Origin of the sequence: Hymenobacter yonginensis (genome assembly GCF_027625995.1) — a bacterium.
GTDB lineage: Bacteria > Bacteroidota > Bacteroidia > Cytophagales > Hymenobacteraceae > Hymenobacter > Hymenobacter yonginensis.
Genome location: NZ_CP115396.1, coordinates 4,291,583 through 4,305,597 on the forward strand (window position 1 = coordinate 4,291,583; position 14,015 = coordinate 4,305,597).

The 14,015-nt window shown below is 57.0% G+C and carries 8 protein-coding genes and 3 rRNA genes; 8 read left to right on the forward strand and 3 right to left on the reverse strand.

Annotated features, from left to right (window positions below; translation table 11 throughout):
- Positions 1 to 39 precede the first annotated feature (39 nt).
- The 8 genes from O9Z63_RS18485 to O9Z63_RS18520 all read left to right on the forward strand — a co-directional run bounded on the left by O9Z63_RS18485 (position 40) and on the right by O9Z63_RS18520 (position 11,271).
- On the forward strand, positions 40 to 1,380 hold the full coding sequence (locus tag O9Z63_RS18485) for a TolC family protein (RefSeq protein WP_270126863.1): 1,341 nt from the start codon (positions 40 to 42) through the stop codon (positions 1,378 to 1,380).
- A 42-nt stretch (positions 1,381 to 1,422) separates the two neighbouring features.
- A complete protein-coding gene (locus O9Z63_RS18490; RefSeq protein WP_270126864.1) occupies positions 1,423 to 1,854 on the forward strand; it encodes a universal stress protein in 432 nt (143 codons plus the stop codon).
- A gap of 111 nt (positions 1,855 to 1,965) precedes the next feature.
- Positions 1,966 to 3,078: an HlyD family secretion protein gene (locus tag O9Z63_RS18495; RefSeq protein WP_270126865.1), complete on the forward strand. Its 1,113-nt coding sequence runs from the start codon at positions 1,966 to 1,968 to the stop codon at positions 3,076 to 3,078.
- Between the two features lie 70 nt (positions 3,079 to 3,148).
- Positions 3,149 to 4,720 carry a DHA2 family efflux MFS transporter permease subunit gene (locus O9Z63_RS18500; RefSeq protein ID WP_270126866.1) on the forward strand — a complete coding sequence of 524 codons (1,572 nt, stop codon included), beginning with the start codon at positions 3,149 to 3,151 and terminating at the stop codon, positions 4,718 to 4,720.
- 782 nt (positions 4,721 to 5,502) lie between these two features.
- Positions 5,503 to 7,015: ribosomal RNA gene (locus O9Z63_RS18505) — 16S ribosomal RNA — on the forward strand.
- Positions 7,016 to 7,261: 246 nt separating this feature from the next.
- Positions 7,262 to 10,178: ribosomal RNA gene (locus tag O9Z63_RS18510) — 23S ribosomal RNA — on the forward strand.
- A 93-nt stretch (positions 10,179 to 10,271) separates the two neighbouring features.
- Positions 10,272 to 10,383, forward strand: a 5S ribosomal RNA gene (rrf, locus tag O9Z63_RS18515).
- Together the 16S, 23S and 5S rRNA genes form the textbook arrangement of a ribosomal RNA operon.
- Positions 10,384 to 10,827: 444 nt before the next feature.
- Positions 10,828 to 11,271 carry a carboxypeptidase-like regulatory domain-containing protein gene (locus tag O9Z63_RS18520; RefSeq protein ID WP_270126867.1) on the forward strand — a complete coding sequence of 148 codons (444 nt, stop codon included), beginning with the start codon at positions 10,828 to 10,830 and terminating at the stop codon, positions 11,269 to 11,271.
- Positions 11,272 to 11,353: 82 nt separating this feature from the next.
- Here O9Z63_RS18520 and O9Z63_RS18525 read toward each other — a convergent pair whose 3' ends face one another.
- The 3 genes from O9Z63_RS18525 to O9Z63_RS18535 all read right to left on the reverse strand — a co-directional run bounded on the left by O9Z63_RS18525 (position 11,354) and on the right by O9Z63_RS18535 (position 14,015).
- Entirely contained in the window at positions 11,354 to 12,379 is a 1,026-nt protein-coding gene (locus O9Z63_RS18525) for a hypothetical protein (protein ID WP_270126868.1), read from the reverse strand.
- Positions 12,380 to 12,528: 149 nt separating this feature from the next.
- Entirely contained in the window at positions 12,529 to 13,506 is a 978-nt protein-coding gene (locus O9Z63_RS18530) for a hypothetical protein (protein WP_270126869.1), read from the reverse strand.
- A gap of 143 nt (positions 13,507 to 13,649) precedes the next feature.
- Positions 13,650 to 14,015: a hypothetical protein gene (locus O9Z63_RS18535; protein WP_270126870.1), complete on the reverse strand. Its 366-nt coding sequence runs from the start codon at positions 14,013 to 14,015 to the stop codon at positions 13,650 to 13,652.

The following is a 14,015-nucleotide window of genomic DNA, read 5'->3' on the forward strand; positions in this document are numbered from 1 at the left end:
GGATTGGGTAAGGGCGGTGTACCAACAAGCTGTAACCCGATGCTTTCCCGACCTCAATTTGCCGCTTCACTCCTGACGCTAGGGCTGCTGACCGCCGCCGGTGCCGCGCAGGCCCAGGTGCTATCCGATTCGCTGACGCTGGATGGTACCATCCGGTCGGTGCTGGATGCCAACCCGGCGATTACCACGCTGGAAGAAGAAGTGAATGCCGCCACCAGCCGCGTAACGCAGAGCCGCGGCGGTTTTCTGCCCCAGATTACGGGTACGGCCACCTATACCCGCATCGATCCGGTGGTGAAGCTGCAGCTCAGCCCCGACGCGCCAACGTTTCAGTTGGCCCCCAACAACAACTACGACGCCCACATCACGCTGCAATACGGCCTGCTGGACTTCGGTAAGAAGGACGCCACGTATAATCTGGCCGAAAGCCGCCGCCTGACCGCCGTCGACCAGATCAACGTGACCCGCCGCGACCTGGCGTACTCGGCGGCGCAGGCTTACTACAACATTCTGTTTGTGCGCGAAAGTATCAAGGTACAGAACGCCCAGATTGCCTCGCTGCAGCAGCACAAGCGCGAAATGGAGAAGCGGGTGGAAGGCGGCGTGAGCACGCGCTTCGACGTGACCACCACCGATGTGCGCATCACCCAGGCCCAGAACACCAAAATCGACCTCGAAAACCAGCTTCGTAACCAGCAGGTGCAGCTGGCCCGCCTGCTGCACAAGCCCGAGTACGTAGATGTGCCGGTGCGCGGCACCTTCGCCTACCAGCCTACCGCCGTGGACCTGAACCAGGCCCTGGCCCAGGCCATCGAAAACCGCCCCGAAGTGAAGCTGGCCCGCGACGCCGAGCAGACCGCCAACCTCAACCTGAAGCTGATTGAGCGTGCCAACACGCCCACGCTGGGCGTAGGGGCGCAGCTGGGCGGCAAAAACGGCTACCTGCCCAACCTCGACAAGTTCCGGCCCAACTCGGTAGGCGTGGTGCAGTTTTCGGTGCCGATCTATGACGGCAACAAAAACAAAAACCAGCGGGTAGAGGCCCAGGCCAACATCCGCGGCTCGCAGGCCCGCATCCAGGACACGCAGGAGCAAATCCGCGCCGACGTGCGGCAGGCCGTGAATAACCTGCAGTCGAGCACCGCCCGCTACGACAATGCCCAGCTGCAGATCAGCCAGGCCACCGACGCCCTCACCCGCGCCAAGGCCCGCTACCGCTACGACGTGGGCACCAACCTCGACGTGCTGGACGCCGAAACCTCGCTGGCCCAGGCCCGCCTGGCGCGGCTGCAGGCCATCTACAACTACACGCTGGGCCAATACCAGCTCAAGCGCGCCACCGGCGAGCAAATCTGGGCCGGTACAGCACCTGCCAAGTAGCCGCCGCGCCTTTCGTTTCGCCGTTTTCTATTTCCGCCCCGCATGACCATCGCCACCGTTCTTTGCCCAGTCGACTTCTCAGAAGCTACGGCGCCGCTGGTCGCCTATGCGGCTGCGCTGGCCGCCGGCACCCACGCCGAGCTGCGCCTGCTGCACGTGCTGGAGCCGCAGCCGGTGCTGGAAAACCTGCCCGATCTGGCGCTGGCCCAGCAGCTGGCCCATTATCATGCGCTGGCTACGGCCGCCGGGGCCCGCGTCAGCACGGCCGTGGTGCACGCGCTTGATGTGGCTCAGGCTATTGTGGCGGAAGCCCGCCGGCATCCTGCCGACCTCATCGTAATCGGGGCGCACGGCCGCACCGGCCTGAACCGGTTTCTGATGGGCAGCACGGCCGAAACCGTCGTGCGTACCGCTTCGTGCGTCACGCTGCTGGTGAAGTCGCCAGTGGATACGTCCTACCGGGCTTCGGCTTAGTGGTCAGTTGCTGATTGTCAGTTGTCAGATTCCAGAACAACCGATGATCAGCATCCAGCAATGGCCAACCAACAACTAACAACTCCCAAAAAACCTCCTTCTTATTCTGACATGGCAACTCCCGTTCAACAAGATCCGGCCGTAGCTACTTCCCGTCCTGCTGCTCCCGCCTACGAGCCCGCCGTGGACGAACAGCCCGCCGGCCGCTCCAAGCGTCCTATCATTCTGATTATTGTGGCGCTGGTGCTGCTGGTTGGCGGCTACTTCGGCTGGCAGCGCTACCAGTTTGGCCTCAGCCACGAAGAAACCGACGACGCCCAGGTGGAGGGCGACGTGTACCCGATTCTGCCGCGTGTTGGCGGACCCGTGGTAGACGTGAAGGTGCAGGACAACCAGACCGTGAAAAAAGGTGACGTACTCGTTACCCTCGACCCCGCCGACTATCAGCAGCGCGTGAATGCCGCTGAAGCAGCCCTGGCAGCAGCCCAGGCCAACGTAGTAGCAGCCCAGGCGGGCGTAGGCACCGCACAGGCCAACGTAAGCAGTGCCCAGTCGGCCATCGGCGTCAGCGACGCCAACCGCTCCCGCCTCGAAAAAGACCTGAAGCGCAGCGCCTTCCTGCGTAAGGAAGACATCATTCCACAGAGCGAGTACGACGCCGTGCAAGCTAACCTGAAGTCGACCAGCGCCCAGCGCTCCACGGCTCAGCAGCAGGTGCGCGTGGCCCAGCAGCAGGTAGCCGCCGCCCGCCAGCAGATTGCCGTAGCCGAAGCCGTGGTAAAGCAGCGCCAGGCCGACCTCGATAACGCTAAGCTCCAGCTCAGCTACACCACCATCACGGCCCCCGGCAACGGCGTGGTCAGCAAGAAAGGCATACAGCCCGGCCAGGTGGTAAGCCCCGGCCAGCAGATGATGGGCCTGGTGGCTTCCGAGCAAACCTGGATCATCGCCAACTTCAAGGAAACCCAGCTGGAAAACATGAAAGTGGGCCAGCCCGTGAGCGTAGAGGTTGACGCCTACCCCAACGAGGAGTTCCAGGGCCACGTCGAGTCGCTGTCGGCTGCTACCGGCGCCCGCTTCGCCTTGCTGCCCCCCGACAATGCCTCCGGCAACTTCGTGAAGGTGACCCAACGCGTCCCCGTCAAAATCGTGCTCGACAAAGCTGACCCCGAACACCCCCTCCGCGCCGGCATGAGCGTGGTAGCTACGGTGAAGGTAAAATAGTGCCTGGCTTTCGGGCCGGATAAAATCAGCCCGCCCCAAGTACTAAGCCCTAACAACTAAGCACAACTAAATGGAAACCGGATTAACGAAATGGATCATCGTGGCGACGGTGGTGTTGTGCACGCTGCTGGAGCTTATCGATACCAGCATCGTGAATGTAGCCCTGACGCAAATGATGGGCAATCTGTCCGCCACTCAGCAGGAAGTAAGCTGGGTGGTGGCTTCCTACGGCATTGCCAACGTCATCGTCATCCCGATGACGGGCTTTCTGGCCGAGCAGTTCGGCCGCCGCAACTACTACCTCTTCTCCGTGATTCTGTTTACGCTGGCTTCCATGGCCTGCGGACAGAGCACCAACATCTGGGAGCTGGTGGCGTTCCGCTTCATTCAGGGTATTGGTGGGGGCGCCCTCATGGCCACCTCGCAGGCTATTCTAATTGATACGTTTCCGCCCAAGCAGCTGGCGCTCGGGCAGGCCTTGTTCGGCATGGGCGTGATTATCGGCCCCACCATCGGCCCCACGCTCGGCGGCTACATAGTCGACAACTACTCTTGGCCCTGGATTTTCTATGTGAACGTGCCCGTAGGCATCATCGCCTCCTTCTGCACCGTTCTCTTCATCCGCGACCCGGAGCGCATCAAAAATGCCATCCCCCGGCCCCTGCGCGACATCGACTGGACTGGTATCTTCCTGCTTATCCTGGGCGTCGGCTCCTTGCAGCTGGTGCTGGAGCAAGGCGAGCGGGAAGAATGGTTTGAAAGCGCCTACATTCTGGCCTTCACCGCCGCCTCTATTATAGGTGTCGTCGGATTCATCTGGCGCGAGCTAACCGCCGAGCAGCCCATCGTGGATCTACGCGTGCTCACCAAAAGCCGCAACCTAGCTGTCGGCGCGTTCCTGTCGTTCATTCTCGGGTTCGGCCTGTTCGCCTCCGTGTTTGTGTTCCCCATCTTCTGCCAGCGCATCCTGGGCTTCACCGCCGCCCAGACCGGCCTGCTGCTCCTGCCTGGCGCCCTGCTCTCCGGCTTCATGATGCCCGTGGTGGGCAAGATGATTCAGCGGGGAGTGCCCCAGAAGTTCATGCTCCCCATCGGCTTCGGCGTCTTCTTTATCTTCTCCTACTGGATGAGCCGCCGTATCACACCCCTGGCCGGCGAAAGTGACTTCTTCTGGCCCCTGATGCTGCGCGGCTTCGGCTTGGCATTGCTGTTCCTGCCCATCACTACTATGTCGCTATCTGGCATCAGCGGCAAAGATGCCGGCCAGGCCGCCGGCCTCACCGGCATGATCCGGCAATTGGGTGGCTCGTTCGGTGTCGCTTTAGTCGGTACTTATATAGAGCGCACCTCCTTCCACAACCGCGTGGCCCTGCTGCCCAACATCTCCCTCTACGACCCCGAGACGCAGCAACGGGTCCAAGGCCTCACCGCCGGCTTCATGGCCAAAGGCGCCTCTTTGATGCAGGCCCAGCAGCAAGCCTACGTCGCTCTGGAAGGAATGCTCATGAAACAGACCGCCATCATAACCTACGGCCAGACCTTCCTGCTGATCGGTCTCTTCTTTCTAGCATGTCTGCCATTGGTGCTCATCATCAAACGCGCCCGTCCCGGCGAAAAGGTCGACTTGAACGCAGCCCACTAAGCCCATTACATACCATATAGTATAGAGTAGCGTGTTCGGGCCAGCAGTATCGTCCATCTCTATCTGCCCAGCCACAGGCCTGCTCAGCACAGTTTGCGGCAATGAGCGGTAGTATTTGCTACTAGGTAACAGCGGCTGTTGAGGCTGTTCCAGATAGTCGATCAAGTTTTTAAGTATGAAGCCTCACCGCCAGTCCTAAGCCAAAAGGATTGGTTGTGAGGCTTTTTACTGGAATTGGTATCTGATAAACGATGCCAGGAGGTACGCTCAACGCAGTTTTTGTCAAAAGCCACTTGTAAAAGCAAAAAGGCGTCTTACCTTTGCACCCCGCTTCAACCGGAGGCGGCCACTGAGAAACACAGCACAGAAAAACACGAAAAGTTTTTCTTGCAAATCAGGAACCGCTTCTTACCTTTGCAGCCCGCTTCGTTCGGAAGGGGCTAGCAAGAAAGAAAGGCCAGCGAAAAACACGAAAAGTTTTTCTTGCCGATTGCAAAAAGCTGCTTACCTTTGCAGCCCGCTTCGCTCGGAAGGGGAAAACGAAAGACAAGCTTACCGACTCACTTGGTGAGTCACTGAGTTCAGCCAATTGGGCCGGACGCACGTTCTTTGAATGGATGGAAATGACAAATAGGTAAGCTTCGCGGCTTGTTTTTCTTCGGAAAGGCAGGCGCAAGAAGTAAAAGAAGCGTGACGCTGGTAACACTACGAGCAGTCAACAATACCGGGTCGGATCAGCACTTGACATCAGCCCATGTTCGCATGGGTGTAGAGAATTTCTTACAATGGAGAGTTTGATCCTGGCTCAGGATGAACGCTAGCGGCAGGCCTAATACATGCAAGTCGAACGGGTATAGCAATATACTAGTGGCGCACGGGTGCGTAACGCGTAACCAACCTGCCCTGAACTGGGGGATAGCCCGCCGAAAGGCGGATTAATACCGCATAAACCAACAGAACGGCATCGTTTAATTGGTAAAGATTTATTGGTTCAGGATGGGGTTGCGTGACATTAGCTAGTTGGCGGGGTAACGGCCCACCAAGGCGACGATGTCTAGGGGACCTGAGAGGGTGATCCCCCACACTGGCACTGAGATACGGGCCAGACTCCTACGGGAGGCAGCAGTAGGGAATATTGGGCAATGGGCGAGAGCCTGACCCAGCCATGCCGCGTGCCGGATGAAGGCCTTCTGGGTTGTAAACGGCTTTTCTCAGGGAAGAAAAAGAGGATGCGTCCTAAACTGACGGTACCTGAGGAATAAGCACCGGCTAACTCCGTGCCAGCAGCCGCGGTAATACGGAGGGTGCAAGCGTTGTCCGGATTTATTGGGTTTAAAGGGTGCGTAGGTGGCCCGTTAAGTCCGGGGTGAAAGCCCACAGCTCAACTGTGGAACTGCCCTGGATACTGGCGGGCTTGAGTCCAGACGAGGTTGGCGGAATGGAAGATGTAGCGGTGAAATGCATAGATATCTTCCAGAACCCCGATTGCGTAGGCAGCTGACTAGGCTGGTACTGACACTGAGGCACGAAAGCGTGGGGAGCGAACAGGATTAGATACCCTGGTAGTCCACGCCGTAAACGATGGATACTCGCTGGTGGCGATAGACAGTCACTGGCTTAGCGAAAGCGGTAAGTATCCCACCTGGGGAGTACGCTCGCAAGAGTGAAACTCAAAGGAATTGACGGGGGCCCGCACAAGTGGTGGAGCATGTGGTTTAATTCGATGATACGCGAGGAACCTTACCTAGGCTAGAATGCGCGTGACCGGTTCAGAGATGGACCTTTCCTTCGGGACACAAAGCAAGGTGCTGCATGGCCGTCGTCAGCTCGTGCCGTGAGGTGTTGGGTTAAGTCCCGCAACGAGCGCAACCCCTACATTTAGTTGCCATCAGGTTAAGCTGGGGACTCTAGATGGACTGCCTGCGCAAGCAGTGAGGAAGGCGGGGACGACGTCAGGTCATCATGGCCCTTACGCCTAGGGCTACACACGTGCTACAATGGACGGTACAGAGGGTCGCTACCTGGTGACAGGATGCCAATCTCACAAAGCCGTTCTCAGTTCGGATCGAAGTCTGCAACTCGACTTCGTGAAGCTGGAATCACTAGTAATCGCGTATCAGCAATGACGCGGTGAATACGTTCCCGGGCCTTGTACACACCGCCCGTCAAGCCATGGAAGTCTGGTAGACCTGAAGCTGGTGCTCCGCAACGAAGCCAGTTAGGGTAGAACAGGTAACTGGGGCTAAGTCGTAACAAGGTAGCCGTACCGGAAGGTGCGGCTGGATCACCTCCTTTCTGGAGCTATCCGACTCGGTTGACCACTCGGTCGCCAGTCCAACACGGTTCACCCCCGTTTGTCATTTCCTTCATTCAAGTTATATAGATACAGCACAGGCATGTTCTGCATCTACTTTCTATTCCAACAGGGAGTAGAGACGTTCTTTGGCGTAAGGATAACAAGAGAGAAAAACAAAGAAAAGAAAGTGATTAACCTATGGTTAGTCACCCGAGCCCGTTCTTTACCGCAAGGTAGAGAACACAAGAGAAGTAAGTAAGGGCACACGGGGGATGCCTAGGCTCTCAGAGGCGACGAAGGACGCGATAAGCTGCGAAAAGCTGCGGGGATTGGCACATACGAGGTGATCCGCAGATGTCCGAATGGGGCAACCCCACTACGTGAAGCGTAGTGACCATCTACAGTAAGTAGAATGGGGCAAACCCGGGGAACTGAAACATCTAAGTACCCGGAGGAAAAGAAAATAACAATGATTCCCCAAGTAGTGGCGAGCGAACGGGGAGGAGCCCAAACCGGGTTGGTTACGGCCAGTCCGGGGTTGTAGGACCACAACATCTGATTATGCAATCTTAGCTGAACGACGTGGGAAAGTCGATCATAGAGGGTGAGAATCCCGTAGGCGACCTGATTACATACGGTAGTGGAATCCTGAGTAAGGCGGGACCAGCGAAATCCCGTCTGAATCCGGCGGTACCATCCGCCAAGGCTACATACTCCTGAGAGACCGATAGTGAACTAGTACCGTGAGGGAAAGGTGAAAAGAACCGGGAATACCGGAGTGAAAAGAACCTGAAACCGTGTGCTTACAAGCAGTTAGGGGGCATTCGTTGCCTGATAGCGTGCCTTTTGCATAATGAGCCTACGAGTTACTCCTCTCTGGCAAGGTTAAGTGCTTGAAAGCACGGAGCCGCAGCGAAAGCGAGTCTGAATAGGGCGCAGAGTCAGAGGGGGTAGACGCGAAACTTTGTGATCTACCCTTGGGCAGGTTGAAGGTTGGGTAACACCAACTGGAGGACCGAACCAGTTTCCGTTGAAAAGGATTTGGATGACCTGAGGGTAGGGGTGAAAGGCCAATCAAACTGAGAAATAGCTCGTACTCCCCGAAATGTATTTAGGTACAGCGTCGGCGTTGAGTTACGTGGAGGTAGAGCTACCGATAGGACTAGGGGGTGTCATAGCCTACCGAATCCTGACGAACTCCGAATGCCACGTAATATAGCCGGCAGTGAGGCTTGGGGTGCTAAGGTCCCAGGCCGAGAGGGAAAGAACCCAGACCATCTGCTAAGGTCCCTAAATTCGGACTAAGTTGAACAAAGGAGGTCCACTTGCTTTGACAGCCAGGAGGTTGGCTTGGAAGCAGCCATTCCTTTAAAGAGTGCGTAACAGCTCACTGGTCGAGCGAGAGGGCATCGATAATACGCGGGCATCAAGTCCGGTACCGAAGCAATGGATTTAGCGTGAAAGACCGCTAAGTGGTAGGGGAGCATTCCAGCAGCGGAGAAGGTGTGTCGTCAGGCATGCTGGAGCGGCTGGAAAAGCAAATGTAGGCATGAGTAACGATAAAGGGGGTGAGAAACCCCCTCGCCGATAGACTAAGGTTTCCTGCTCAACGCTAATCGGAGCAGGGTTAGTCGGGACCTAAGGCTACGCCGAGAGGCTACGTCGATGGACAGCGGGTTGATATTCCCGCACCTAGGATTTGGAGTGATGCAGTGACGCAGAAGTGAAAGTACCGCGGGCGGACGGAAGTGCCCGTTAAAGTGCGTAGGTATAGGGTTGGTAGTCAAGTACGCCGACTTTGCTGAAACATGATAGTACTCTACGGCCTCGGCCACGGAGATAGTGTACCTAATCAGACTGCCAAGAAAACCTGCTAAGCGTTTACTGAATTCTAGCCCGTACCGCAAACCGACACAGGTAGTCAAGGAGAGCATCCTGAGGCGCTCGAGTGAATCACGGCCAAGGAACTCGGCAAAATGGACCTGTAACTTCGGGAGAAGGGTCGCTTCCTCTGTGCAAGCAGAGAAGCCGCAGTGAAAAGGCCCAGGCGACTGTTTAACAAAAACACATGACTTTGCGAACGCGCAAGCGGAAGTATAAGGTCTGACACCTGCCCGGTGCCGGAAGGTTAAGAGGGGAACTTAGTGGCGCAAGCTGCGAAGGTTTGAATCGAAGCCCCGGTAAACGGCGGCCGTAACTATAACGGTCCTAAGGTAGCGAAATTCCTTGTCGGGTAAGTTCCGACCTGCACGAATGGTGTAACGATCTGGGCGCTGTCTCAGCCGTGAGCTCGGTGAAATTGTAGTCTCGGTGAAGATGCCGAGTACCCGCCACGGGACGGAAAGACCCCGTGCACCTTTACTATAGGTTGACATTGACGCTGGGTAACACATGTGTAGCATAGGTGGGAGACGTTGAGCCAGGGCCGCTAGGTTTTGGGGAGTCGCCGTTGAAATACCACCCTTGTGTTGCTTGGTGCCTAATCTGGCAACGGAGACAGTGTCTGCTGGGTAGTTTGACTGGGGTGGTCGCCTCCAAAAGAGTATCGGAGGCTTTCAAAGGTCCGCTCAATCCGCTTGGTAACCGGATGTAGAGCGCAATAGCAGAAGCGGGCTTGACTGTGAGGCCTACAAGCCGAGCAGGGTCGAAAGACGGATATAGTGATCCGGTGGTTCCGCATGGAAGGGCCATCGCTCAAAGGATAAAAGGTACGCCGGGGATAACAGGCTGATCTCCCCCAAGAGCTCATATCGACGGGGAGGTTTGGCACCTCGATGTCGGCTCGTCACGTCCTGGGGCTGGAGAAGGTCCCAAGGGTTCGGCTGTTCGCCGATTAAAGTGGCACGCGAGCTGGGTTCAGAACGTCGTGAGACAGTTCGGTCCCTATCTGTGGTGGGCGTTGGATATTTGACAGGACCTGACTTTAGTACGAGAGGACCGAGTTGGACCAGCCGCTCGTGCACCGGTTGTGACGCCAGTTGCAGCGCCGGGTAGCGACGCTGGGATGAGATAAGCGCTGAAAGCATCTAAGTGCGAAACTCACCTGAAGATGAGATATCCTATATAGGAAGAGTCGTCGTAGACCACGACGTAGATAGGCGGTAGGTGTAGAGGCCGAAATGCCACAGCCGAGCCGTACTAAGGACTCGAACGCTTTGCTTGACAATGCTCGAACCTTCGCTGTTTTTCTCTTTTGTCCTTACGTCAACGGTTTTGTTGGCAGCTCGCCATTGAACACAGAGCTGCCGCACCAGTAATGGTGGCTTTAGCCCGGGTGTTCACCTCTTCCCATTCCGAACAGAGTCGTTAAGCCCCGGAGCGCCTATGGTACTGCCTTCATCGGTGGGAGAGTCGGTCGCCGCCAACCTTACTGCATTTGTCCGCTGCCCCCGTGCCGCCCCTTTCCCGGGGCCTGGCGCGGGGGCAGCGGCGTTTATAGCCTTGGCTGGGGACGCGCGCTGCGGCGCCACCCGTGCTTGGTCAGGTGTGATTCTACATAGGGGAGCCTATTGGGACGCGATACGATAGGTATGACGCCAACTGGACCGCCGATATACCGTGGTCCATGCGGGTTATAGCAAACATTGTATTTCTGTTGTCTAATCAATTTTGGTTTGATCATAAGAAATAAATTATTCAAAATATTAACAGAATAATAATAATATAGTATTATTGTATATAACTGCTCACGTTTTAGTGCCATGCCCATTACAGCTGCTATTACAACGCTATATGAGCGTTGTGATGGATGCAGTTTTGTAAGGATCATGGAGGGGCGTTTGTGGATTTTGCCTTCTATTCCTCTCCGGTCATGTTTCGCTCAGCTACTAGTTCCAATCATTTGACAACTGCTTCGGGCATCTTTCGCTATTGCGCCTTTGCACTTGTAGTAAGCTTTGGTATTGTTGATAGCAGCATGGCTGCCAGCTTTGAAAAGAGCCTAAATGAACCGACGGAGGTAGTTGCAACTGCCGTCGTGCGTGGACGAGTACTTGATGAAGTGGGCAAGCCGTTAGCTGGGGCTACTGTGTTGTGGAAAGGAAGCCCTTACGGCGTCACTACGGACTCGCAGGGCAACTATCAACTCCCATTAGCTGCTGGGCATACTGTGGTGCTATTTAGCTACGCAGGCTATGTCAACGAAGAGGTACAGGTACGGGGGGCGGGAGTACAGAATATAACTCTGCTTCCTGCTGAGTCGAGTGAGCCTGCATCTGGAGTGCGCGAAAAAAAGCTATTGCGCAGCTTACGCTAGATTGGCTGCATACACAGGTTCCTATAAACAGAAAAACGCGGCCGTATTAGCCGCGTTTTCTGTTTATAGGAACCTCTGACGTTTACTGGTACTGAATGTACAGAGGCTTTGGGTTTAATTCAGCTAACACTTCCTTGGGTGTCATCAAGTGAGAATTCTTTGGCTTGATGTCGTACTCATAGAACAGTTTGAAGCCAGTGTACTGCACGGGCTGCTTCTCAATGTATGCCTTATATGAATCCTTCTTGAGCGTTGGGTCGCCCCAGCCGTCCATGTGCATGACTACCTGCACGCGTGGATCGAGCTTGATGTTTTTGTAGTTCGTTATCATGCCCTGGGTGAAGCGGTGCACCGTCAGGACTTTGGGGGGAAGCTTGTTTTCGCTGACGATGCGGGCCAGGAAGTTGATGGCGTAGTTGACATCCTTGGCATCGTAGGTGCCGATTTTCTTGCCGGGACGCACGCCTTTTGTGGCCATGGCAAACTCGGGGTCGATGCCCATGTGGACGATGGGGTCTTTGAGGTAGGGCTCCAGCTTGTGCAGCTCGTGCTCCAGGTCGCTCAGGCCCACTTGCACGTCCAGGAAGATGATGCAGTTGTTATCCTTGGCCCATTTGATGGTTTCCTCAATGGTGGCCTTGGAGTTCATCAGGCGGTACTTACCATCTTTGCCGGCATCTGCTTGGGCGGTAATGGTAACGCTGTGCAGCGCGGGCTGAATAGGCAGGCCGGGCTCGGCTTCCTGCCATTCCTTCTGCACCTTTCGGAACTTAGCCAGCATCTGCTCTTTGGGTTCGCGGCCCAGGATGCCCATGCCTTTCGAGCGGATGTTGCCGTAGAACGCCACGATGCGGTGGCCGGGCAGAATGGCGCCGGGTAGCTGACCGTTTTTCTTGGCAATCGAATCAGCCAGCAGCGAGTCGCGGCGCATAGCCTGCAGCTTGAGCTGCACGGTATCCACGACCACGGGCTGGGCGGCGGTGTCGGCTACGGCTGCTGGGTTCTCGGAATCGGTGCCGGAGCGGGAACCGCAACCGGGCAGCGTGGTGAGGGAAAGGGCCAGGCCCAGTGATGTGAGCCCGAGGCTGAAGGAAGAAAAATGCCGCACTGAAAAACTAAAAAGGAGTAAGGTAGTTGCCGAAAGTTACGTTTTCCGTGGGCAGCTACCGTAATCAGGGCGGTATTTTTTGCTAAGCTGACCGTGCGCTGTGCTTGCTAACGCCGGCTGGCATGCGCAGGGACTTAGGTTTGCCTAAACTATTGGTATTGAATATAAAGCGGGGTGGGGGTGAGGCTGGCGACTTCCTGCGGTGTCATGAGGCGGGAGTTGGGGCGGCTGTCGTTGCGGTAGAATATTTTGAAACCTGCATATTCAACTGGCTCCCGGCGGATGAATTTGCGGTAAGAGCTGCGTTTTACGCTAGGGGTGCCCCACCCATCCATATGCATCACAATCTGCACACGCGGGTCGAGCCGGATTTGCTGGTAGTTGGTAACCATGTCCTGACGGAAGCGGTGCACCACCAGCACTTTGGGAGGCAGGCCGTTTTCGCTCACTATGCGGGCCAGAAACTGCCGGGCGTAGTTGATGTCGCGGGCATCGAACTCTCCGACTTCCGTGCCGGGGCGCCGGCCCGACTTCATGGAAAACTCCGGGTCGATGCCGAGGTGCACGTATGGCAGGCGCAGGTATTTCTCCAGTAGCGGGAGCTCCTGCGGCAGCGTGCTAAGGCCCACCTGCACATCCAGAAACACGAGAGCCTTGTGCTCCTGGCCCCAGCGGATGACGCGCCGGATGGTGCTATCGGGCAACGACAGCCGGTACATGCCATCGGCTCCGGAATCACGCTGGGCGATGATGGCCGTCATGTGCAGGGCGGGGCGGACGGGCAATGAATCGGCTTGCTGCCATTGTGCGGCCTGCTGCTGTAGGCGCTGCAACATCTGGTCTTTGGGCAGGGCGCCCAGAATACCCATGGCCTTGTGCAGCGGGTTGCCATAGAAGGCCACAATGCGGTTGTTGGGCAGAATGGCCCCGGGCAGCTGGCCATCGGCGCGGCTGATGGAGTCTGCGCGGAGCGAATCGAGGCGGAGGCTACGAGGCCGCGGGGGAACCTGGGCCACGCCCGCAGTGCCTTGGGGTGGGGTAGGCTCGCAGCCACCCAGGGCGGCCGCCAGCAGCGGCAATGCCAGGACGCCGCCGGTAAGGCGGGCGCTTGAAAACAGTAATTTCAACAGAAAACCTCCAGGTACAACATCAGCAGCCCTGCCTCGTGAGCAAGGCCTCTACCCTGAGTCTGCTACGGGTAGAGGAAATCAGATAACACGCCTACGGAAGTTAAGTTGCATAGGATGCCGTATTTGGCATGGGCAGCCACTCAGGCGACCGGGCGGGGCCGGATGGCCTGCCGGGCCCAGGCGCCGGCCAGGGACGCTATTCCGCCCACCAGCCCGCCCAGCAGGGCCGTAACCAGCACCAGCGCCACTGCCGAGCCGCCCAGCGGCAGCAACTGCGCCACCCGTTGCGCCAGCAGGTGGTGGTTTTGGAGGCTAAGCCAACCAGCCAGCCCCAGCCACCCAACTGCAATGCCCAAGAAGCCAGCTCCAAATGCCGCGCCTGGCGTGGCGGCCGAAAAAAAGGCTAGCCCCATGCAGAGCGGCGTAATCACCCACCAGGGCAGGAACAGCTGGGCCACCGTGGACAGGGCCAAAATCATCAGCAACAGAAGCAGCGTAGGTTTCAT

Bases quoted from the DNA above. Each gene is read 5' to 3' on its own strand.
- O9Z63_RS18485 (WP_270126863.1), top strand. From the start codon at position 40: ATGCTTTCCCGACCTCAATTTGCCGCTTCACTCCTGACGCTAGGGCTG.
- O9Z63_RS18490 (WP_270126864.1), top strand. From the start codon at position 1,423: ATGACCATCGCCACCGTTCTTTGCCCAGTCGACTTCTCAGAAGCTACG.
- O9Z63_RS18495 (WP_270126865.1), top strand. From the start codon at position 1,966: ATGGCAACTCCCGTTCAACAAGATCCGGCCGTAGCTACTTCCCGTCCT.
- O9Z63_RS18500 (WP_270126866.1), top strand. From the start codon at position 3,149: ATGGAAACCGGATTAACGAAATGGATCATCGTGGCGACGGTGGTGTTG.
- O9Z63_RS18520 (WP_270126867.1), top strand. From the start codon at position 10,828: ATGTTTCGCTCAGCTACTAGTTCCAATCATTTGACAACTGCTTCGGGC.
- O9Z63_RS18535 (WP_270126870.1), bottom strand. From the start codon at position 14,015: ATGAAACCTACGCTGCTTCTGTTGCTGATGATTTTGGCCCTGTCCACG.